General features: G+C 65.1%; 19 protein-coding genes and 1 pseudogene. 11 read left to right on the plus strand and 9 right to left on the minus strand.

Features of this window, described 5'->3' with window-relative positions; translation table 11 throughout:
- The first annotated feature begins 342 nt into the window (after positions 1-342).
- Together OCK02_RS17690 and OCK02_RS17695 are read left to right on the plus strand one after the other, a co-directional pair.
- Positions 343-1,275 (plus strand): ribose-phosphate pyrophosphokinase, encoded by a 933-nt coding sequence (locus OCK02_RS17690; RefSeq protein ID WP_230808146.1) that lies wholly within the window; start codon positions 343-345, stop codon positions 1,273-1,275.
- Between the two features lie 312 nt (positions 1,276-1,587).
- Positions 1,588-4,737, plus strand: coding sequence for an Ig-like domain-containing protein (locus tag OCK02_RS17695; RefSeq protein ID WP_263814171.1), 3,150 nt, complete (start codon positions 1,588-1,590; stop codon positions 4,735-4,737).
- 49 nt (positions 4,738-4,786) lie between these two features.
- Here the strand turns inward: OCK02_RS17695 and OCK02_RS17700 are convergent, their stop codons facing one another.
- Entirely contained in the window at positions 4,787-5,284 is a 498-nt protein-coding gene (locus OCK02_RS17700; RefSeq protein WP_318530141.1) for a sulfotransferase domain-containing protein, read from the minus strand.
- On the opposite strand from OCK02_RS17700, the gene OCK02_RS17705 reads away from it, so the two are divergent.
- From OCK02_RS17705 to pth, 6 genes are all read left to right on the plus strand, one after another.
- The gene (locus tag OCK02_RS17705; RefSeq protein ID WP_263814173.1) at positions 5,235-5,825 is read left to right on the plus strand and encodes a Kazal-type serine protease inhibitor domain-containing protein; all 591 of its coding nucleotides are present in this window, start codon (positions 5,235-5,237) and stop codon (positions 5,823-5,825) included. The genes OCK02_RS17700 and OCK02_RS17705 overlap by 50 nt on opposite strands.
- Positions 5,826-5,986: 161 nt before the next feature.
- On the plus strand, positions 5,987-7,180 hold the full coding sequence (locus OCK02_RS17710; protein ID WP_263814174.1) for a benzoate/H(+) symporter BenE family transporter: 1,194 nt from the start codon (positions 5,987-5,989) through the stop codon (positions 7,178-7,180).
- A 183-nt stretch (positions 7,181-7,363) separates the two neighbouring features.
- The gene (locus tag OCK02_RS17715) at positions 7,364-7,975 is read left to right on the plus strand and encodes a 50S ribosomal protein L25/general stress protein Ctc (RefSeq protein ID WP_230808141.1); all 612 of its coding nucleotides are present in this window, start codon (positions 7,364-7,366) and stop codon (positions 7,973-7,975) included.
- A gap of 184 nt (positions 7,976-8,159) precedes the next feature.
- Complete coding sequence (locus OCK02_RS17720; protein ID WP_263814175.1) at positions 8,160-10,562, plus strand: putative bifunctional diguanylate cyclase/phosphodiesterase; 2,403 nt, start codon at positions 8,160-8,162, stop codon at positions 10,560-10,562.
- A 19-nt stretch (positions 10,563-10,581) separates the two neighbouring features.
- Positions 10,582-11,337, plus strand: coding sequence for a substrate-binding periplasmic protein (locus OCK02_RS17725; protein WP_263814176.1), 756 nt, complete (start codon positions 10,582-10,584; stop codon positions 11,335-11,337).
- A gap of 96 nt (positions 11,338-11,433) precedes the next feature.
- Positions 11,434-12,159, plus strand: coding sequence for an aminoacyl-tRNA hydrolase (gene pth / locus OCK02_RS17730; RefSeq protein WP_263814177.1), 726 nt, complete (start codon positions 11,434-11,436; stop codon positions 12,157-12,159).
- Between the two features lie 40 nt (positions 12,160-12,199).
- Here pth and clpS read toward each other — a convergent pair whose 3' ends face one another.
- Complete coding sequence (clpS, locus tag OCK02_RS17735; RefSeq protein WP_263814178.1) at positions 12,200-12,511, minus strand: ATP-dependent Clp protease adapter ClpS; 312 nt, start codon at positions 12,509-12,511, stop codon at positions 12,200-12,202.
- 170 nt (positions 12,512-12,681) lie between these two features.
- On the minus strand, positions 12,682-13,068 hold the full coding sequence (locus tag OCK02_RS17740; RefSeq protein WP_263814179.1) for a DUF983 domain-containing protein: 387 nt from the start codon (positions 13,066-13,068) through the stop codon (positions 12,682-12,684).
- Positions 13,069-13,421: 353 nt separating this feature from the next.
- Here OCK02_RS17740 and ychF point away from each other — a divergent pair, with 353 nt between their 5' ends.
- Positions 13,422-14,525 (plus strand): redox-regulated ATPase YchF, encoded by a 1,104-nt coding sequence (ychF, locus tag OCK02_RS17745; RefSeq protein WP_263814180.1) that lies wholly within the window; start codon positions 13,422-13,424, stop codon positions 14,523-14,525.
- Positions 14,526-14,577: 52 nt separating this feature from the next.
- Here ychF and OCK02_RS17750 read toward each other — a convergent pair whose 3' ends face one another.
- Positions 14,578-15,681 (minus strand): hypothetical protein, encoded by a 1,104-nt coding sequence (locus tag OCK02_RS17750; protein ID WP_263814181.1) that lies wholly within the window; start codon positions 15,679-15,681, stop codon positions 14,578-14,580.
- Positions 15,682-15,791: 110 nt separating this feature from the next.
- Here OCK02_RS17750 and OCK02_RS17755 point away from each other — a divergent pair, with 110 nt between their 5' ends.
- Together OCK02_RS17755 and OCK02_RS17760 are read left to right on the plus strand one after the other, a co-directional pair.
- A complete protein-coding gene (locus OCK02_RS17755) occupies positions 15,792-16,256 on the plus strand; it encodes a MaoC family dehydratase (protein ID WP_412178858.1) in 465 nt (154 codons plus the stop codon).
- Positions 16,243-16,710, plus strand: a complete 468-nt coding sequence (locus tag OCK02_RS17760) for a MaoC family dehydratase (RefSeq protein ID WP_263814183.1) — start codon at positions 16,243-16,245, stop codon at positions 16,708-16,710. Before OCK02_RS17755 ends, OCK02_RS17760 begins: the two co-directional genes overlap by 14 nt.
- A gap of 54 nt (positions 16,711-16,764) precedes the next feature.
- Here the strand turns inward: OCK02_RS17760 and OCK02_RS17765 are convergent, their stop codons facing one another.
- The 5 genes and pseudogenes from OCK02_RS17765 to OCK02_RS17785 all read right to left on the minus strand — a co-directional run bounded on the left by OCK02_RS17765 (position 16,765) and on the right by OCK02_RS17785 (position 22,457).
- Positions 16,765-17,307, minus strand: a complete 543-nt coding sequence (locus OCK02_RS17765; RefSeq protein ID WP_263814184.1) for an adenine phosphoribosyltransferase — start codon at positions 17,305-17,307, stop codon at positions 16,765-16,767.
- 129 nt (positions 17,308-17,436) lie between these two features.
- Positions 17,437-18,312, minus strand: coding sequence for a cytochrome c1 (locus tag OCK02_RS17770; RefSeq protein ID WP_263814185.1), 876 nt, complete (start codon positions 18,310-18,312; stop codon positions 17,437-17,439).
- Between the two features lie 28 nt (positions 18,313-18,340).
- Positions 18,341-19,615, minus strand: a complete 1,275-nt coding sequence (locus OCK02_RS17775; protein WP_263814186.1) for a cytochrome b — start codon at positions 19,613-19,615, stop codon at positions 18,341-18,343.
- Between the two features lie 14 nt (positions 19,616-19,629).
- Positions 19,630-20,208 carry a ubiquinol-cytochrome c reductase iron-sulfur subunit gene (gene petA / locus OCK02_RS17780; protein WP_230808127.1) on the minus strand — a complete coding sequence of 193 codons (579 nt, stop codon included), beginning with the start codon at positions 20,206-20,208 and terminating at the stop codon, positions 19,630-19,632.
- Between the two features lie 345 nt (positions 20,209-20,553).
- Positions 20,554-22,457 (minus strand): annotated as a pseudogene (locus tag OCK02_RS17785) (ABC transporter ATP-binding protein).
- Positions 22,458-22,502: the final 45 nt, after the last annotated feature.

The raw sequence follows: 22,502 nt of genomic DNA on the forward strand, positions 1-22,502 counted from the left end.
CGGATCATCGCGGGTACGGGCACCGCCTCTTCGACCTGCAATCGGACGTGACGCGGCAGGGGGGAATACACCCGGCATGCTTCGGATGCGGGAGAGAGCGCACATGGACGCTTCGTGCCGGCGACAGCCGTCACCCTGCGCAAAACCCGACACGAGCCGGTTCGGACGCCGCCGTCTGCCTGCACGTCTGGCGGGGCGCACGAGCCGCCAGGACCACCCTCGCGCGCATTCGGCGAGGGAAAGTGCGGAAATCCCATCGGCACGGGACTTGCATTCACGCCGGGGAACGCTAAAAGGCAGCCCATCAGCATTCTCCTAGGCCATCAGACAGGCGGACCATAGATGAAGGTTTTCGCGGGCAACTCGAACCGGCTGCTGGCCGAAGCGATCTGCAACTATCTCAATGTCCCCCTAGGCCGCGCCAGCGTGCGCCGCTTCGCAGACCAGGAGATCTTCGTCGAAATCCAGGAGAACGTGCGCGGTGAGGACGTCTTCGTCGTCCAGTCGACCTCGTTTCCGACGAACGACCACCTGATGGAACTCCTGATAATGATCGATGCGATGCGGCGCTCCTCCGCCCGCCGCATCACCGCAGTCCTTCCCTATTTCGGCTATGCCCGACAGGACCGCAAACCCGGCCCGCGCACGCCGATCTCCGCCAAGCTCGTCGCCAACCTGATCACCCATGCCGGCGCCGACCGCGTCCTGACGCTGGACCTGCATGCCGGCCAGATCCAGGGCTTCTTCGACATCCCGACCGACAACCTCTACGCCATCCCGATCCTGGCCCGCGACGTGAAGGAAAACTACGACCTGAAGAACGTCATGGTCGTCTCGCCCGACGTCGGCGGCGTGGTGCGCGCCCGCGCGCTCGCCAAGCGGCTGGACTGTCTGCTGGCGATCGTCGACAAGCGCCGCGACCGGCCAGGCGAATCCGAGGTCATGAACGTCATCGGCGAAGTGGCCGGCAAGGATTGCCTGCTGATCGACGACATCGTCGATTCCGGCGGAACGCTCTGCAACGCCGCCGAGGCGCTCTTGAAGAACGGCGCCACCAGCGTCACCGCCTACATCACCCACGGCGTTCTCTCCGGCGGCGCCGTGGCTCGCGTCACCTCGTCGAAGCTGAAGGAATTGGTGATCACCGACTCGATCCAGCCGACGACGGCCGTCCAGTCGGCGCACAACATCCGCGTGATCACGACCGCCGGCCTGCTGGGCGAAGCGATCAACCGCACCGCCGCCGAAGAATCCGTATCCAGCCTGTTCGATTGACGGCCGCCGGCACCCGAAGCCGGTCATCTCTGCAAATCCAGAAGCCCCCTGCTGGCGCGCGCCGAACACGACGCGGTCGGTGAACGACGGTTGCCGGTCCCGGTTGCGGATCAGCCGGGACAGCCATTTTGCAACTTGCAAGTATAAAAATTGCGCGCCCCGATTGCGCAACGTTGAATTGTGGCCTAGTTTGCCGACCGGGGACGAGAGTAGCAAGGCCATCAGTGAGGCGAACGGACCGACGCGCATGCCGACAGGCAGGCGCGAGGGATTTCACGTGGCTGCAACTCGCCCCAAACAGGGGATTGAGCCATGAGCCATGCAACCGGAACGATAATACACCTCGATCAATCTGTGCCGCCGAGGAGGGCGGCAACGGCCGGTGACGGCCATGGACGCTACATCATCGTCCATCCGGACGACGGCGCAACCATCGCAATCCACAGCTACACGGCCGACGGGCAAGCCCAGACCTTCACGCTCGACGCCGGCATCGGCGTCATGCAACTCTGGCTGGTGCCGCGCTCGGACGACCCTGACGCGGGTTTCATTCTGGTCTGGCACGGCTTGATGAACCCCACCCTCTACCGGCAGTTTCTCGACGCGAACGGCGCACCGATCGGCGACGAACCCGAGATCCTCGCCTGGGAAGAGTGGGCCAATGTCGAGACTGTGGCCGTCGGAACGCTCGCAGGCGGCGGGAGCGTCGTGGCGTGGATGGACTGGCGGGGCTTCAACGTGCAGGCCTACGACGCACAAGGTGCGCCGTCCGGCGAACGGACGATCTATCCCGACTATTTCTACGAGCCTTGCATCGTCCCGGACGCGGAAGGCGGCTTCAGCCTCATTGGAATCATGTATGGCGGCTACAGCAGCAATTCGATCCTCGGGCTGCGGCTCGACCCCGAACTCCGCTATCAGGAGTTGACGGAGATCACAGTTACGCCTGCGCCTCCGGCGATGGCGACGCTACCCGACGGCGGGATGATCGCCGGCTGGATCTCCAACGGCCGCCTCGGCATCGTCTTCATTGATGCACTGGCGCTGGAAGAGACCGGCACCGTGACGTTCGAAATGTCCTCGTCGGCGATCTACAGTTCGCTCGCGCTGGCGCAAATGTCAGATGGCGACTTCGTCGCGACATGGACGCAGCGGGGCGCAGACGGGGAACCGCCGGTGCTCGCGGGCCTGCGCATCAATGCCGATGGAACCCTCGATGGAGGGATATTCGAGATCGACAGCCGCCCCGGCATCGTCGAACACCAGCCCGCCACCATCACGGCGGTGGCAGGCGGGGATTTCTTCGTCACCGTCCATGCGAGCGAGGGTGGCATCACCACCGTCCACCACATCGAGGTGAACTATGCAAGTGACGCGCCGGAGGGCGTGGACCGGACCGTGGCCCTCACCGAGGATGGCACCTATCGGTTTGGCCGCGACGACTTCGCGCTTCTGGACGCCAACAACGATGATCTGACGGCCATCGAGATCACGAGCCTGCCGGATCGCGGAACGCTCGACCTTGAAGGAGTGGCGGTTACCGTCGGCATGCGCATCGAGGCGGCCGATCTCGTCCGCCTCGTCTATCGGCCCGCTCCCGACGGCAACGGAACCGCCTATGCCGCCCTGGGCTTCCGCGTGATCGACAGCGGTGCCAGTGGCGCCGGCGGATCGAGCAACGTCGCCGCCCTGCCGAACGTCATCACCTTCGACGTCGCCGCCACGGCCGATGCGCCCTCGGGCAAGAACCGGACGATCGCGATCCTCGAGGACGGCGCGCACAAATTCCAGGTCGCCGATTTCGGCTTCCACGATGCCGATGGCGACGCGTTCTCGATGCTCCAGGTAACGAGCCTTCCGGCCGGTACGCTTCTGCTCGACGGGAAGAAGGTCGTGGCCGGCCAGAAAATCGACGCCAGCCAGTTGTCCACCCTCGTCTACAGTCCCCCGGCGAACGCCACCGGTTCGGCCAGCTTCACGTTTCAGGTGATCGACGACAGCGGCGGGATCGATGCGGCACCGAAGACCGTGCGCTTCGACATCCTCGCAGTGAACGACGCGCCATCCGGCACGAACAGGACGATTTCCCTGCTCGAGGACGGCCGCCATCCCTTCAAAACCGCCGATTTCGGCTTCTCGGACAAGGCAGACGGCCATGCCCTGCAGGCGATACGGATCGCCGGTTCGCCCTCCTCCGGCACGCTGACCCTCGACGGCAAGGCAGTGAAGGCCGGACAGACGGTTGCAGCAGCGGACATTGCGAAACTCACCTACACACCGCTCGCCAACATGAACGGCACGGCTTCCTTCACCTTCCAGGTCATCGACAATGGCGGCACGGCCAACGGCGGCAGGAACATCGACCCGACGCCGAACCAGTTGAGCTTCCGGGTCACCCCCGTCAACGACGCGCCGTCCGGCACGAACAGGAGCATTGCCCTGCTGGAAGACGGTCGACACGTCTTCAAGGCAGCAGATTTCGGCTTCTCGGACAAGGCAGACGGCCATGCCCTGCAGGCGGTCAAGTTTGCCGGCCTGCCCTCATCCGGCGCGCTGACGCTCGCCGGCAAGGCAGTGAAGGCCGGACAGACGGTTGCAGCAGCGGACATTGCGAAACTCGCCTACACGCCGCTCGCCAACATGAGCGGCACCGCGTCCCTCACCTTCCAGGTCGTCGACAATGGCGGCACGGCCAACGGCGGAAGGAACATCGACCCGACGCCGAACAGGCTCCGCTTCGACATTGCCGAGGTCAACGATGCCCCTTCGGGTGCCAGCAGGACGATCAGGATCGTCGAGGACAAACGCTACGGCTTCAAGCTCGGCGATTTCGGCTTTTCCGACAAGGTCGACGGCGACGCATTCCACGCCGTCAAGATCGCATCCCTTGCCGCCGGCAAACTGACGCTCGCCGGCAAGGCGGTCAAGGCCGGCCAGGTGGTCGGTGTGGCGGATATCGGCAAGCTCGCATTCACGCCCCGGGCGGATGATTTCGGCAAGGGTTTCGCCGCGCTGAAGTTCCAGGTAATCGACGACGGCAAGACGGCAAACGGCGGCCGGAACATCGACCCCAGCCCGAACACCATCAAGTTCGATGCCGCCGACGTCACCGACGTCTTCCGGGGGACAGCCAAGGCCGACAAACTGAAGGGCACCAAGGGCCACGACATCCTCGACGGCCGCGCCGGCAAGGATATGCTGACGGGAGCAGCCGGTCCCGATACCTTCATCTTCAAGAGTGGCTACGGCCGGGACACGATCCGGGATTTCGACCCTTCCGGCAGCGACCGGGACAGGCTCGATCTCTCGGACCTTCGATCAGTCAAGGGCTTTTCCGACCTCAAGCAGAACCACATGCACGTCCATGGCAAGGACGTGTGGATCGACGGAGGCCATGGCGACGTGGTCATCCTCAAGGGTGTAAAGATCGCCGACCTGAGCAAGTCGGACTTCCTGTTCTGATGCAACCGGTCGGCCGCCTGCCCTCACGCTGTGCGGCCGGCCGGGTTCGTCACTCGGCCGGACGACGGCGCGGCGACGGTCGGCTGAATTTGGCCGACCAGGTATCGAGCCATTTCTGCGCAGCCGGAAAGCGGCCGCTGGCGGCAAGCGCCTCGACATCCCGGCGAACGCGCGCCCAGTAGGATCGCTCCTGCCCCTTGGTCAGGACGCGCCCGGCAGTCCGGCGCGAGTTATGGATCCGGACGTCCGCAGGATCCTCCAGTTCCAGGCCGACGAACGCCTGCACCCTGCGCGCCGTGCCCACGGGGTCCTGGCAGAGATCGTCGAAATCGAGCAACAGCAGCGAATCCGAAAACCCAGCGGCATCGAACCGCTGGATATGGCTCCAGTAGCGGGACGTGCACCGATGATGATAACCGTCTTGAAACCTTCTTGCCGCTGCCGCTAACATAGGGGCTTCCGCGTCGAGTATATTTTGGGACTTTGGGAGGTCGTGCATGCCGGATAGACGAGGTTTCATCGCCAGCCGCGCGCGTCGTCTCTGCATCTCCCTGAGCCTCCTTCCGCTCCTCGCCGCCTGCACGGTCGAGACGTCTCCCGGCCATGGAGGCGGACCGTCTCCTCGGCCACCTGTCGCCTGCACCATGGAGTATGCGCCCGTCTGCGGCGAGCGCGGCGTACGCCGCCAGACCTTCCCCAATGCCTGCGAGGCCCGCAGCCGCGGCTTCGACATCGCCCATCGCGGCCAATGCCGCAGCGAGCCTCCGGTCCGCGCCTGCACGCGCGAATACGCCCCGGTCTGCGCAGAGCGCGGCGGACGCCGGCAGACCTTCTCCAATGCCTGCCTGGCGCAGAGCGACGGCTTCCGCGTCGTCGCCCGCGGCGAATGCCGCCGGACGCCGCCACCCCCGCGGCCTGATCGTCCCGACAGGCCCGGCCGCCCCGACCGCGAACCCGAGCGCATGTGCACGATGGAATATGCCCCCGTCTGCGCCGAACGGGGCGGCAGGCTGCGCACGTTCCCGAACGCCTGCTCGGCCGGCAATGACGGCTACCGCGTCGTCCGGCCGGGAGAATGCCGCGGCTGACCGTCCCGCCCCCCGGGCATGACTGCGACGGGCGGTTCGCTAGCATCAGCCGTGCCGCAAATACGGAAATGCAATCATGGCTCGCATGTCGGCAGGCCATTCGCATCCTTCGCAAGCTGTGCTAACGAACCTCCATCCGCCAACCCTGGTCATAGTCCCGCATGCTCCGCGACTTTTCCCCACAAGCGCTCTTCATGGGCCTGCTGACCGCCTTTGTCGGTTTCGCCTCCTCCTTTGCCGTCGTGCTGCACGGACTGACCGGCGTGGGCGCCAGCGAGGCGCAGGCCGCCTCGGGGCTGATGGCCCTGTCGGTGTCCATGGGACTTTGCGCGATCGTGCTCAGCGCCTGGACCAGGCTCCCGGTCTCCATCGCCTGGTCGACCCCCGGTGCCGCGCTGCTCGCAAGTTCCGGCGCGGTAGAAGGCGGCTTCGGCGCGGCCGTGGGCGGCTTTCTGATCTGCGCCGCGCTGATCGTGCTCGCCGGGCTGTGGAAACCGCTCGGGCGCATGGTCGCCGCCATTCCTGCCACGCTCGCAAATGCCATGCTGGCCGGCGTGCTGATCGGCCTCTGCTTCGCACCGGTCAAGGCGATCGCCTTCGCCCCGGTGCTGGGCCTTGCGATCGTCGGTGCCTGGGGGCTCGTCGGCGCGGTCAACCGGCTCTTCGCCGTTCCGGCAGCGCTGTGCGCCTTTGCGCTGGTGCTCGCCTTCGGCATCGACATCCCGGAAGGCGCCTTCTCGGCCATCGCCGGCCAGTTCCTGCCGCGGCTGGAGATCATCGAGCCGGTCTTCAATCTCTCCGGCGTCGTCAGCATTGCGCTGCCACTGTTCATCGTCACGATGGCCTCGCAGAACATTCCCGGCATCGCGGTCCTCAAGGTAAACCACTACGAGCCGAACCCGGGACCGCTCTTTGCCGTCACCGGCCTGTTCTCGCTGCTCAGCGCGCCCTTCGGCGGCCATGCCGTCAACCTCGCCGCCATCACGGCTGCGATGTGCGCCGGCGAGGATGCCCATCCCGATCCGCGCCGCCGCTACTGGGCGGCGATCGTCGCGGGCGTCTTCTACGTGATCTTCGGCCTCCTGGCCGGCGCCGTCACCGCCTTCGTCACCCTTGCCCCGCCGATCCTGATCCAGGCGGTCGCGGGCCTTGCCTTGATCAGCGCCTTCGCCGGCTCCGCCATGAACGCCTTCAAGGAGACCGAGACGCGCGAGGCGGCGGCACTGACCTTCCTGACCACGGCTTCGGGCGTCAGTTTCGGCGGCATCTCCGGCGCCTTCTGGGGGCTCGTCGCCGGCGGCCTGATGATGGCCCTCGGCCGTCTTGCCGCCAACCGAAAGGCCAGGAAGGCGTAACATCCCCGAAGAAACGGGCCGCCCTTGCATTTTCCGGCGTTCTCGGCTATGCGACCGGCGTCCGCGCAGACACCCTTGGAGGCAAACGCGGATGAGGCTTTCACGAAATCCTCAAGTTTCGGACGGACGCGGCCATTGCCGCGCCCGGCGAAGCTCTCCAGTAACACTTGAAAGGTCCATGCTATGAGCCACTCATCCTACGAGCTCAAGGCCGAGACGCGCGAACGGGTTGGTAAGGGGTCCTCCCGCGAACTTCGCCGCAACGGTCTTATCCCGGCTGTCATCTATGGTGACAAGAAGGCCCCGCTTTCGATCGCCCTGTCGACCAAGGAAGTCACCCAGCGCATCCACGCCGGCGGCTTCATGACGACGGTTGCCACGATCGACGTCAACGGCGAGAAGATCTCGGTCCTGCCGAAGGACTACCAGCTCGATCCCGTCCGCGACTTCACCATGCACGTCGACTTCCTGCGCGTCTCGGCCTCCAGCCGCGTCACCGTCCAGGTTCCGGTCCACTTCGTCAACGAAGAGAAGTCCCCGGGCCTCAAGATGGGCGGCATGCTGAACATCGTCCGCCACGAAGTCGAGCTGCACTGCCCGGCAAACGACATTCCGGAAGCCATCACCTTCGACCTCGACGGCCTGAAGATCGGCGACAGCATCCACATCTCGCACACCAAGCTGCCGAAGAACGCGAGCCCGGTCATCACCGACCGCGACTTCACTGTTGCGACCATCGTCGGCACCGCTGCCGCGAAGGAAGAAGAAGCCGAGGCCGAGACGAGCGAAGAATAAGCTTCTTCAAGCCTGCTTCATTTCGATCGAACCCGCCTTCGGAAACGGAGGCGGGTTTTCTTATGCCCGAAGGTTTTGACTTCAATAACATTTAAGAAATTCACGAAATACTCACAGGCGGGTTTGAGACCAAACGAGAAAAAGACAGGCCGGCGGCTGGTGCCGGCACGAACAGGGGGATGGCATGAAAATCCATTCTGTCGAAAGCCGCTTCATCGCGATCGTCTTCGGCGCCTTCCTGCTTTTCGTCGCCCCGCTCTTTGCCCTCTTCCTCGCCCTCTCTTCCGAACGCGTCACCCGCGAGAGACTGAACGACGCGGAGATCCTCCTCCAGGCCAACGTGCAGGCGCTGGGCAAGCCGCTGTGGGACCTGGATGCGGACAGCACCGGGACGATCGCTACAGCTCTCGGGTCCGGCGCCAACGTCATCTATGTCCGCGTCCGCGACACCTCCGGCACGATCGACATCCGGATGCCCCCCTCCCCGCCGGATCCCGACGCCGTGCAGTCGACCGTCGTCTCCGACATCCTCTACGAGACGAGCGATGGTACGCGGAAGGTCGGAAGGGCGGAGATCTGGGTGGCCGAAGCCGGCCCGATCTCGCGGCTGACCAGGGACGAGGCCGCCGTCTTCCTCATCTTCCTCTTCGCCGTCGGCACGATCTTCGTCGCGGCGATCATCGGCAACCGCGTCACGATCATCCGGCCGCTGATGCGGCTGACGGCGGCGATCGAGGCGACCCGCCGACTCGGCTCGCGCCACCAGGTCGACTGGACCTCGAACGACGAGATGGGCTACCTCGCCCGCAACTTCAACGAGATGCAGAGCCGGCTCGAGCGCGAGGAAAACGAGCTGAAGCTGGCCCATGCCCGCACCACCGAGATCTACAACAGAACCCCCGCCATGCTGTTCACGATCGATGCGGACAATTGCATCGCAGCCGTCAGCGACTACTGGCTGGTCGCCACCGGCTACAGCCGCGACGCCGTGATCGGCAGGGGGTTCACCGAATTCGTCGACGCCGCCGACCACCTGATCTACCGCGACCGCCATGAAAAGGGCATCAACGGCGAAGGGATCTGCGAGGTCACCGTCCGCTTTCATCGGGCCGATGCATCGGTGATGGACGTGCTCGTCCACGAAGTGGCCATGGATTCAGACGGCGGGCAGCGCGGGCCGACGCTTTCGGTCATGACCGACGTCTCCGGCCTGAAGGAAGCGGAAAACCGCAACCACCGCCAGGCCATCACCGACCACCTGACCGGGCTCCTGAACCGCCAGGGCTTCGAATCGGTGCTGGGCGAACTCATCGCCAAGGCGGAGGAGGAAAAGCAGCAACTGGCCTGCCTGTTCCTGGACCTCGACCGCTTCAAGTGGATCAACGACAATCTCGGCCATGCCGTGGGCGACCAGGTCCTCTGCGAGGTCGCGGTCCGCCTGCGCAACCAGTTGCGCTTCAACGACATGGTCGCCCGGCTGGGCGGCGACGAGTTTGCGATCCTCTTGATCTCGCCGGATGCCGTGCAGGTGGCGATGGACATCGGCGACCGGCTGTGCCGGGCGCTGAAGGAACCGGTGATGATCAACGGCAGCCGGCTCAACGTCAGCGCCAGCATCGGCGTCGCCGTCTACCCGGATCATGCCGCAAGCGCCGGCGATCTCCTGCAGAAGTCCGACATGGCCATGTATGCCCGCAAGCGCAACGGCAAGAACGGCACGCGGCTGTTCGACGACGAGATCGTCGACATCGCCCGCAGGCGCCTCGAGATCGAGCAGTGCATCGAGCAGGCGCTGCGTGAGGACTGGTTCGAGGCCTATCTGCAGCCGATCGTCGAGCTCGGCACCGGCCGTGTTGCCGGCTTCGAGGCACTGATGCGCCTGCACCACCCGGAAAAGGGCGTTCTCGTCCCCGACGAGATCGTCGGCGTGGCGGAGGAGAACGGTGCGATCGGCAAGGTCGGCGACGTGATCTTCGAGAAGGCGATCCGCAGCCTTGCCGCGGTTTCGCAGATCAGCGGCTTGGGCGACTGCTACCTCGCGGTCAACTTCTCCCCGCTGCAATTCGACGCCGCCCTGCCGAGCCGGCTCGCCGCCATCCTGCTCGAACACGGCGTCACCGCCTCGCGCATCGTCGTGGAGATCACCGAGGCCGTGCTGATGCTCGACAGTCCCGCCGTGCGCCACGTGCTGGACGCGCTCGGCGAGCTCGGCTGCCGGATCGCGCTGGACGATTTCGGCACCGGCTATTCCTCGCTCAGCTATCTCAACCGCTTCCCGGTCGACATCGTCAAGGTGGACCAGTCCTTCGTCCGCTCCATCGACCCGCAGGAGGTGGAAATCAGCCGCAAGAGCCGTACGCTGATCGAAGGCATCACGATGATTTCGCACCAGATGGGATGCATCGTCGTCGCCGAAGGGATCGAGACGGAACATCAGTTGCAGGTCCTGACCGAGATCGGGCTGGATTTCGGACAGGGCTATCTCTTCAGCGAGCCGCTGCCCCTGTCCGGCCTGATGGCGAGGCTGCCGCACATCGCCGCCCGACCGCACGGCCATGACCGCACGGCCGCGGGCAGCCGGCTCTGAAAGGGAGGCAAATGCGAGCATGATGCCGACGAAGACCGTCCTTGGCGCCCTGGCCGTTCTGGCGCTCTGCACAAGCCCCGTCCGCCCTGCCCTTGCAGCCGACATCACCTTCGTGACGGAGGAGTATGCCCCCTTCAACTATTCCGAAGACGGCACCATCCGGGGCATCGCGGTGGAACAGGTCCGCAGGATTGCCGATACAGCCGGCGTCTCCTATCGCATGGAGATCATGCCCTGGGCACGCGCCCTGATGCTGGCCGAGCGGGAGGCGGACCACTGCGTCTTCACCACCGCCCACACCTCCGAGCGGCACGACAGGTTCAATTGGGTCGAGCCCCTGCTCCGCGACCAGATGGTCATGGTCAGGCGCAAGGGAAGCCCGGTCCACGCGGCCACGCTCGACGAAGCCCGCGCCTTCCGGATCGGCTCGCAGCGCGGCGACATCGGCTACGATGTCCTGACGCAAATGGGCTTTACCGGCATCGACCTCGCCACCGACATCGCGATCACGCTCGGCAAGCTCAGGAGCGGCCGGATCGACCTGATGCCGACCTCCGTGAAAACCTACGACGCGCTGATCGCCGAAGGCGAACCGATCGAGCGGGCCATGCTCATGGAGGGGCAGGTCTACGGCATCGCCTGCAACAGGAACGTGCCGAAGACGACGATCGATGCCCTGCAGAAGGCGCTCGACGCGCTTGTCACCGGCGGCGACCAGGACGCCATCTTCGCCCGCTACGGCCTGCCTCCGAACACCCGCACGGCGCAGCGATAGTTCGTTCTCCCCTCAGAAATCGGTTGACATCGCTCCCAATTGGCGGTGGGACAGCGGCAGAGAGACGGTCCTTTCGACACTAGGCGAGCGCGTTTCATGCTGATCATCGCAGGCCTCGGCAATCCCGGCCCCAAATATGCCGACAACCGGCACAATATCGGCTTCATGGCCGTGGACGCCATCCACCGCAAGAACCCGTTCTCGCCGTGGTCGAGGAAGTTCAAGGGTGAGATCGCCGAGGGCGAGCTTGCCGGCGAGAAAGTGCTGCTGATCAAGCCGCAGACCTTCATGAACCTGTCCGGCGAGGCCGTCGGCGAGGCGATGCGCTTCTACAAGCTCGCGCCGAAGGAAATCGTCGCGATCTATGACGAGCTCGACCTTGCGCCCGGCAAGGCGCGCATCAAGACCGGCGGCGGCCATGGCGGCCATAACGGCGTGAAATCGCTCGACGCCCATTGCGGCCGCGACTATCGCCGCCTGCGGCTCGGCATCGGCCACCCGGGCGTCAAGGAACTGGTGCACAACCACGTGCTCGGCGATTTCGCCAAGGCCGACCACGCCTGGCTCGATCCCCTGCTCGACGAACTGGCGATCAATGCCGACATGCTGGTGCGGGGCGAGGATTCGCAGCTGATGAACAAGCTCGCGCTTGCCATAGGCGCCACGCCGGAGGAGAAGCCGAAGCCTGCCGCCCAGCCGAAGCCCGCCGGCGGCCAGTCGCATATCCGCCAGGCGCGCAACCACAACCAGCCCAAGATTCTGCCGGCGACCGGCCCGATGGCGGAGATGCTGAAGAAGCTGCTCGGCAACAAGGGCGACTGAGCCCCGGCGCTGCAGGCGGTCGCGCGAGCGACCATGCCCGCTATTCTTCCGGCTCGGTCCGGAACATCAGCGGAAAGCCGGCCTCCTTGGCAAGGTCCGTCGCCTCGGTCGCCTTGGTCTCGGCGATGTCGCGGGCGCAGACCACGACCACGCAGGTCCCGAGCTTGTGCGCCGTCATCATCACCCGGTAGCCCGCATCCTCGCTCATGCGGAAGACGGCGCGCAGCACGAGGATGACGAACTCGCGCGGCGTGTAGTCGTCGTTGACGAGGATCACCTTGTAGAGTTTCGGACGCTCCAGCTTCGGCTTGGTGACGGTCTTCGGCCGGACCGCCGTATCCTTGCTGCTCATCGGAAGGACGTCTCCTGAGTGAGGATCGGGGCAGCCTTTGGCGGCTATGGCCTCGCCATTGTGCAACGCCATCCGCGGCGTCGCAAGGGCAAGGGCGGTTTCCGACCCGGAGAGAGCCTTCCGGCAGCGTCCGTCGCGTCACGGACCGGGGGCAGGCTGCGGCCGCACCGTCAGCCCTGCTGCGGGCTGCGGACGACCTTTCCTTCTTCGGCCTTGTAGAAATACTGGCTGGCGACCAGCCACCCCTTCAACGGCCTGAGCGGCGGGATGCAGGTGGCCAGCAGGAACGGCCCGGTGACGAAGAGCTGCGTCCAGAACGAGGCGCTGAAGGCGACCTCCAGCCAGACCGCCAGCAGGACGCTGGGCACGCAGGCGAAACAGATCACGAAGAAGGCCGGGCCATCGGCAGGATCGGCAAAGGAATAGTCGAGCCCGCAGGCCTCGCATTTCGGCTTCAGCGTCAGGAAACCGTCGAACAGATGTCCCTGGCCGCAGCGCGGACAGCGTCCCCGGATGCCCGTCTCCATCGGCGGCAGTGCTGGGTAGTCCTCGACCATGATGCGGATCCTTCCGAACAACCATTCAATATCGTCATTGAATGCAGTCATACAGATACAATCATCATCAATTCCTGTCGAGACGTCAGAGTGACGCAGCCTGATCTCCAGAGAATTGCAGGCGCTTCTGGCGTCTTTGAATGAAATTGACTGCATATTGTATTGATTCAGTTCCGCGACCACCCGCCTTGCCTTCGGCTGCCGCCGACAGGCTGTCCCCGCGGCCAGTCGGGCCACGTCCGCCCCGCGCAAGCCTGCCCTGCCCCGTATTCACGGCGCTGCGGACTTGACCTCCCCCGGCCCTTCCCCCATAGCGAGGGCAAGGATCCTTAAGACACGGACGGACCATTTCCATGGGTTTCAAATGCGGTATCGTCGGGCTGCCGAATGTCGGCAAGTCCACCCTCTTCAACGCGCTGACCAAGACGGCCGCCGCGCAGGCCGCCAACTATCCCTTCTGCACGATCGAGCCGAACACCGGCGAGGTCGCCGTTCCCGATCCGCGCATGCAGCAGCTCGCCGCGATCGCCGGATCGAAGGAGATCATCCCGACGCGCATCTCCTTCGTCGACATCGCCGGCCTCGTGCGCGGCGCCTCCAAGGGTGAAGGCCTCGGCAACAAGTTCCTCGCCAATATCCGCGAGGTCGACGCCGTCGTGCACGTGCTGCGCTGCTTCGAGGACGACGACATCACCCATGTCGAGGGCCGCATCAATCCGGTCGGCGATGCTGATACAATCGAGACCGAGCTGATGCTCGCCGACCTGGAAAGCCTGGAGCGCCGCGTCGAGCAGACGCGCAAGCGCGCCACCGGCAAGGACAAGGAAGCAACCGCGCAGCTGCCGGTTATGGAAGCGGTGATCAAGCTCCTGAACGAGGGCAAGCCGGCCCGCCTTCTGCTGAAGACGCTGGCGCCGGAGGAGATCGAGGTCCTCAGGGGCCTCAATCTTCTGACCTCGCATCCCGTGCTCTACGTCTGCAACGTCGCCGAGGCCGACGCCTCGACCGGCAACGAGCACACCGCAGCCGTCGCCGCCATGGCGAAGGAACAGGGCGCCGAATGCGTGATCATCTCGGCGGCGATCGAATCCGAGGTCGCCCAGTTGCCGGAAGAGGAAGCCAACGAGTTTCTGTCCGCCCTCGGCCTCGAGGAGGCCGGCCTCGACCGGCTGATCCGCGCCGGCTACCACCTGCTCGACCTGATCACCTATTTCACCGTCGGCCCCAAGGAGACGCGCGCCTGGACGATCGTGCGCGGCACCAAGGCGCCGGCCGCGGCCGGCGTGATCCATACGGACTTCGAACGCGGCTTCATCCGCGCCTTCACCATCTCCTATGACGACTACCTCGCCTACAAGGGCGAAGTCGGCGCCAAGGAAGCCGGCAAGGGCCGCGACGAAGGCAAGGAATACGTCGTCCAGGACGGCGACGTCATCCATTTCCGCTTCAACACCTGATTACGGCCATCGGCATGCCGGCGCGGGTATCGCGCGCCGGCTGCGCCCACGCTCAGTGAACCGCGTGCAGCCTCGAGGCGATGCCCTCGGGCATGAAGCCCATCACCAGGCGCCGCAGCGCCGGCCAGAAGATGCCCACGCCAAGCACGACGACACCCACCGCCAGGATCGCCACATAGACATAGCTCGACGCCTCGAAGGCGTTCTGGCGAAGCAGCGTCCAGATCGCGGCACCGAGCGACACCAGCCCCGAGGTCACGAAGGCGCGCCGGTCGATCACGAGCCCGACGAGCATGAAGCCCGAGACGATGGCGATGACGACCGCCGCCTGGGCAAGGGACGCCTGCCCGCCCGGCCACTGCCCCGAGAAACGATCAAGGAAGACGAAGGCGAGCAGCGCATAGAGCAGGAAGGGGGCAGCGCCGAGATGCAGCCAGAAGGCGATGTCGGAGCGGCGCGTCTGCCGTTGCGGATCGGACAGGTCGTAGCGCATGGCGATTGCAAACAGGCCGAGCGCGGCCAGCAGGAAGACCAATGCCGAAGCGAGGCTGTGCTCGGCGACGAACTGATCGGTGCCGGCAATCCGGCCGAGCAGGACGAGGACCAGGAGAACCGCCAGCGCAAAGGCCGAGATCAGCGTCAGCGCCAGCGACAGCGGCACCCGGTAGCGCCAGTAATAGAGGCCGAGCAGGACGGGAAAGCCCGCCAGGAACGCGCAGGCATAGGTGACGGTGTTCCATCCCTCCGCGACCGCCCCGATCGTCGCCCCGATCAGGTAGCTCGCCCCTTGCACGAAGGCGATCGTCAGCACCACGGCCGGCAGCGCCAGCCTCTGCCGGCGCACCAGCACTTCGCTCAGCAGGATGACGGCCGGAAGAAGCGCAAGCACGCTGGCAAGCCCGGACAGCCCGACGAGCGCCACGACGATGCCGATGGTGATCAGCACGTCATGGAACCCACGCACGAAGCGCGGCGCTTCCGTGTCGGCGATGTCGCGCGGCGGATCGGCGATCCCCTCAGCGGCGGCAGGGGCAGGCGCTGCCGGGATATAGCGGCCGTGTGCCGCGAGGAAGGCTGCAAGCCCCGCGACCTGACCGTCGCCGACGATCCCCTGCCTGGCCGCCTGCCTGAGCGTTTTCTCGAGTTCCCTCGTCACGTCTTTTCCGTCCTGTTTCCGGCGCGATGCGCTCATTGATTGCAAGACCGGTGGTATCGTTTTCTGCTATGCAATGCCAGCCGCATCTGTCCGGCCAAGGAGGTTTACACTTGCTCTGTTTCGAAGATTTTCCGGTCGGCCGGCGGTTCGATTTCCCGCACCGGGTGATGACGGCCGAAGAGATCGTGGCTTTTGCGACCGAGTTCGACCCGCAGCCGATGCATATCGACGAGGCGGCCGGCAAAGCCAGCGTGCTCGGCGGGCTCGCCGCCTCCGGCTGGCACACCTGCGCCGTCATGATGCGGATGCTGTGCGAGAGCTACATCGACAGGACCGCCGGCGAAGGCTCGCCCGGCGTGCAAAGCATGGAATGGAAGCGGCCGGTCCTTGCCGGCGACACGCTCTCCGGCCATTGCCGCGTGGTCGAGGCGCGCGTCTCGCGCTCCCGGCCCGAGATCGGCATCGTGCGCTTCGTCGCGGAAGTCACCAACCAGCGCGGCGAGACGGTCGCCGTCTGCGACTACGCCAACATGATCCGCGTCAAGGCAACGGAGACCGCCGATGCGCATGGCTGAACTCTACCCGGCCGGTGGCAAGATCGTCCTCGGCTCGCATCTCTTCACGGCAGACGACATCATCCGCTATGCGCGCCAGTTCGATCCGCAGCCCTTCCACGTCGATCCGGAAGCGGCCCGGCATTCACTGTTCGGCGGCCTCTGCGCCTCCGGCTGGCACACCTGCGCTGGCTGGATGAAGACCTTCATCGCCTTCTGGACCGCCGAATACGTCCGGCTGAAGAAGGAGGGCAAGGTTCCGCCCGAACTCGGCCCCGCGCACGGCTTCCGCGACCTGCGCTGGTTCAGGCCGGTCTTCGCCGGCGACACGATCACCTATTCCGTGACGCTGCTCGAGACGCGCGAGCAGGCTTCCCGCCCCGGCCGGCTGATCGACACGATCCTGTGCGAGGGCGTCAACCAGAACGGCGAACCGGTGATCCGCTTCGAAAGCACGGTGATGGAGTTCGCCTGATCGCCTGAAGGCGCCCCGGTCCCTGCGCCGGGCGCCTCCTCCGGCAACGCAGGCTCAGTGGCCCTCGTAGGCCACCAGCGTGCGCACCTCGACGTCCATCTCCTCCAGCTTCGCCCGTCCGCCGAGTTCCGGTAGGTCGATGACGAAGCAGGCGGCGACGATATCGGCTCCGAGCTGGCGCAGCAGCTTCACCGCCGCCACCGCCGTGCCCCCGGTGGCGATCAGATCGTCGACCAGGATCACCTTGTCACCGGGCTTCAGTGCATCCTTGTGCACCTCCATCTCGTCGACGCCGTATTCGAGGCTGTAGGCGATGCGAACGGTCTCGCGCGGCAGCTTCCCCTTCTTGCGGATCGGGATGAAGCCGCTCGACAACTGGTGCGCCATCGCGCCTCCGAGGATGAAGCCCCGCGCCTCGATCCCCACCACATGGGCGATCCCCAGGCCCGCATAGGGGTGGACCAGCTCATCGACCGCCCGCCGGAACGCCCGCGGATTGCCGAGCAGCGTGGTGATGTCGCGGAACATGATGCCGGGCTTCGGATAGTCCGGGATGTTACGGATGGAGGCGATCAGTTCGTCCTGGAGGGTGGTCATGAAATAGGTCCGTATAGCAGTCGGCAAAGAAAAGATGGGCAACGACCGGCAAATGCAAGGGCAGAATTCACGGCACAATCAAAAAAGGCGGCCGGTGGGGCCGCCTTTTTTCGTTTCTGCCGGAACCGTTCAGTGTTCCTTGTTCGCGTAGACCGATTTCTTGGTCAGGTAGATCAGGCCGGTGAAGATCACCAGGAAGACCATCACCATGAAGCCGGTGCGCTTGCGCGCCTCCAAGTGCGGCTCGGCGGCCCACATCAGGAAGGCGGACACGTCGTGGGCATACTGGTCGACCGTCTGCGGCGCGCCGTCGTCATAGGTGACCTGGTCGTCGGAGAGCGGCGGCGCCATCGCCAGCGCCGCGGCGTTGGCGAAGTAGGGGTTGTAGTGCGTGCCCTCGGCCACTTCGACGCCGGCCGGCGGATCCTGATAGCCGGTCAGGAGCGAGTAGATATAGTCCGGCCCGCCTTCCTGATACTGCGTGAAAATGTCGAACACGAACTGCGGGAAGCCCCGGGTGATGCCGCGGGCTTTCGCGATCAGCGAGAAGTCCGGCGGCGCCGCACCGTTGTTGGCCGCAGCTGCCGCCTCGTGGTTCGGGAACGGCGACGGGAAGCGGTCGGACGGGATCGCCGGGCGGGTGAACATCTCGCCATCGGCGTTCGGGCCGTCCTCCACCTCGTAGTTCGCCGCGAACGTCTTCACCTGCGCATCCGAATAGCCGAGGTCACCGAGCGTGCGGAAGGCGACGAGGTCCATCGAGTGACAGGCGGCGCAGACCTCGGTGTAGACCTTCAGGCCGCGCTGCAGCTGGCCCCGGTCGTACGTGCCGAACGGGCCGGCGAACGACCACTCCTGCTGGTGCGGGTGGTTGATCGGGAAGTGCTGGGTCGCGTGTTCGGCTTCCGCACCGCCGGCGGCATGGTCCTCCTGGGCGGTCGCGATCGAGACACCAAGGCCGGCTGCGACTGCGAGCGACAGGATGCTTGCAACAAGCTTTTTCATTTTTTCGGTTCCTTTCGTCGCGTCGCGATCAGGCCTTGGCCAGCGTTGCGGTGGCGTTCTTCTTTTCCAGAACCGCTTCCGTGATGGAGTTCGGAATGCGCTTCGGGGTCTCGATCAGGCCGAGGACCGGCATGATGACGAGGAAGAAACCGAAGTAGTAGAGCGTGCCGAGCTGCGAAAGGATGACGTAGATGCCTTCTGCGGGCATGGCGCCGAGCCAGCCGAGCATGATGGCGTTGGCGACGAACAGCCAGAAGAACAGCTTGTACCAGGGACGGTACACGGCCGAACGGACCTTCGAGGTGTCGAGCCAGGGCAGGAAGAACAGCACGATGATCGAGCCGAACATCACCAGGACGCCGCCGAGCTTGCTGTCGATCGGGCCGACGTTGAAGGTGATGGCGCGCAGCATCGCGTAGAACGGCAGGTAGTACCATTCCGGAACGATGTGGGCGGGCGTCTTCAGCGGATCGGCCGGAATGTAGTTGTCCGGATGGCCGAGATAGTTCGGCATGTAGAAGATGAACCAAGCGAACACGATCAGGAAGATCGAGACGCCGAGCGCGTCCTTCAGCGTCGCATAGGGCGTGAACGCGACGGTGTCGGTCTTGGACTTCACCTCGACGCCGGTCGGGTTGGTCTGGCCGACCACATGCAGCGCCCAGATATGCAGGACGACGACGCCGGCGATCATGAACGGCAGCAGGTAGTGCAGCGAGAAGAAGCGGTTCAGCGTCGGCTGGTCGACGGCGAAGCCGCCGAGCAGGAACTGCTGGATCCACTCGCCGACCAGCGGGAAGGCCGAGAAGAAGCCGGTGATGACGGTCGCGCCCCAGAAGGACATCTGGCCCCAGGGCAGCACGTAGCCCATGAAGCCGGTCGCCATCATCAGCAGGTAGATGACGACGCCGAGGATCCACAGGATCTCGCGCGGCGCCTTGTAGGAGCCGTAATAGAGGCCGCGGGCGATGTGGAGATAGACCGCGATGAAGAAGAAGGATGCGCCGTTGGCGTGCATGTAGCGCAGCAGCCAGCCGTGGTTGACGTCGCGCATGATCTTTTCGACCGAGTTGAACGCCTCGCCGGTGCTGGCGACATAGTGCATGGCCAGCACGATGCCGGTCAGGATCTGGGCGATCAGCATGACCGAAAGCATGGCGCCGAACGTGTAGGCGTAGTTCAGGTTGCGCGGAACGGGGTAGGAGACGAAGCTGTCATGGATCATGCGCGGCAAAGGCAGGCGCGAATCGACCCATTTCTCGATGCCGGTGGTCGGCTGGTACGTGGAATGCTCAGCACTCATATTCGGTGTTCCCCTCAACCGATCCGGATAACGGTGTCTGACACGAATGAATAGGTCGGCACGTGGAGGTTCTCCGGCGCCGGACCTTTTCGGATACGGCCCGCAGTGTCGTAGTGCGAGCCATGGCAGGGACAGAACCACCCGCCGAAATCCCCGGCCTGGCCGAGCGGCACGCAGCCCAGATGGGTGCACGAGCCGATCATGACGATCCAGTTTTCCTTGCCCTCGCCGGCGGAACGATCGAGGTCGGTCGCCTCGGCATCGGCGGGAACGTTCGCGTTGCGCGCGACCGGATCCTTCAGCTCGGCCATCGGAACGGACTTCGCTTCGTCGACTTCCGCGTCGGTACGGTTGCGGATGAAGATCGGCTTGCCGCGCCATTTCGCCGTCAGCGACATGCCGGGCGTCAGGCTCGAGACGTCGACTTCGATCGAGGCGAGCGCCAGCGTCGAGGCGTCCGGGCGCATCTGGTCGATGAACGGCCAGGCAACGGCCGCAGCGCCGACGACGCCGGCCATTCCGGTCGTAAGGTAAAGAAAATCGCGACGCGAGGGCTCGCCCGCTGTACCGCCTGTAGTTTCGTGTTCGCTCACGACCTGACCATCCTCTCCAGCAACTCCGCGGCGAACCGCAACTGCCTCTCTGCACCCGGAAATCCGGACACAATGCGGCCATAGATTCCCCGCCAATCGGGCGGGTTCTATGCTTGATCGGCAAATATGTCCAGCCTTGGCAGGGCTTGGTGGGCACAATGTCGCGGGAAAAGCCATACGTGTGTTTTCATTGACGCATTGGGCGCGGTGCAGCCGGCGCACGATTACCGACGTCCAGAAAGGGTCACGCCATTCTTTCGGCCGCAGAGGCCGAGACCCGGGGGCTCTTCAACAAGGCGCTGAGCGGATCGCCGCGGGGCGATATGGCCTGCCCCGGCCATCGATCTACTCCGCCGCGGCATCCTGAGCGAGGAATCCGCCGGACTGGCGTGCCCACAGCTCGGCATAGATGCCGCCTTTGGCAACGAGTTCGGCATGCGATCCCTGCTCGACGATCTGGCCGCGGTCCATCACCACCAGGCGGTCGAGGGCGGCAATGGTGGAGAGCCTGTGGGCGATCGCGAGCACGGTCTTGCCGTGCATCAGCCGGGAGAGATTGGACTGGATCGCCGCTTCGACTTCCGAATCGAGCGCCGACGTCGCCTCGTCGAGGACGAGGATCGGCGCGTCCTTCAGCATGACGCGGGCGATCGCGATCCGCTGGCGCTGGCCGCCGGAGAGCTTCACCCCGCGCTCGCCGACATGGGCGTCGTAGCCGCGGCGCCCGCGCTGGTCCTCCAGCCGCAGGATGAACTCGTTCGCCTCCGCCTCGGCGGCAGCCTCGATCATTTCCGCCTCGCTGGCATCGGCCTTGCCGAACAGGATGTTGTCGCGGATCGAGCGGTGCAGCAGCGCGGTATCCTGGCTCACCATGCCGATATTCGCGCGCAGGCTCTCCTGCGTCACCGCCGCGATGTCCTGGCCGGCGACGAGGATGCGCCCGCCCTCCAGCTCGTAGAAGCGCAGGAGCAGGTTGACCAGCGTCGACTTTCCGGCGCCCGAGCGGCCGACGATGCCCACCTTCTCGCCCGGCTTGATGGTCAGCGACAGGTTCTCGATCACGCCCGATTCGCGACCGTAGTGAAAGCGGATGTTCTCGAAGCGGATCTCAGGCCGGCTCACCGCCAGCGGCCGGGCATCCGGCCGGTCGACGAGGCCGATCGGCTGCGAGATCAGCTCGGCCGAATTCTGGATCGTGCCGATGTTGCGCATGATGTTGTTCAATTGCGTCATCAGCCGGTTGAGCAGGAAGTTGAGCCGCAGCACCAGCGCCATGGTGAAGGCGACGGCACCCGAGGTGATCGAGGAGGCGAGCCAGAGGTGGATGCAGAGCACGCCCATCGAAACGATCATGATGCCCGACAGCAGCGCCATCGAGGCGCGCACGCCGGTGAGGAACCGGGCGAAGCGCCGGATCGTCTCCTGGTAGGTCTCGAAGCCCTGCAGCATATAGCGGTCGTTGACGTCGTCGCGACCGAACAGCTTGAGCGTCTGGATGTTGGAATAGGCATCGACCATGCGGCCGTTCAGCATCGAGGCAGCCTCGGCCGATTCCTTCGAATGGTAGCGGATGCGCGGCACGAAGAAGCGTGCCAGCAGCGAAAAGACGCCGATCCACACGCAGATGATCAAAGCCAGCCGCAGGTCCAGCCCGCCGATCAGCACCAGCGTCGAGGCCGCGTAGATCGTCACGAACCAGACGCTTTCCATGAACGAGGTGATGACGTCGCCCGTCGCCTGCCCGGCCGACCAGACCTTGGTGACGATCCGTCCGGAAAAGTCGTTCTGGAAGAAGGAGAGCGACTGGCGGGCGACATGCGCATAGGACTGCCAGCGAACCATGTTGTAGAAGCCCTGGGTGATGACCTGCTGGTCGAACAGCGCCGTCAGGAAGGTGACGGCGAAGCGGACAATGCCGATCAACGCCAGCATCGCCAGCAGTTCGTAGCCGTGCCCGGCGATCAGGCCGCCCCAGCCGTCCTCCGGCTTCACGCTCGCCAGGATGTCGACGACCCGCCCGACGAACCAGAAGGTCGCCGCCTCGATCGCCGCCGTCAGCCCGCCGAGGATCAGCATCGCCACGAACGGCCCCGGCGCCTGGCGCACATAGAACGCGGTGAAGCCGATCAGGCCTGAGGGCGGGCGCAGATCCTCGGTCCGCGCGAACGGCCTGATCCAGTTTTCGAAGTAGGAGAAGAGCGCGCGCAGGACCATGGCCGAAGATATAGGCCGATTCCGCGACGCGGCAAATTAAACTTCGGCAAGCAAGGGCGGCTCGAAGGGGACGACTTCTG

The sequence above is a fragment of the Rhizobium sp. TRM96647 genome (assembly GCF_025780115.1).
In the GTDB taxonomy this organism is placed as follows: Bacteria; Pseudomonadota; Alphaproteobacteria; order Rhizobiales; family Rhizobiaceae; genus Mycoplana.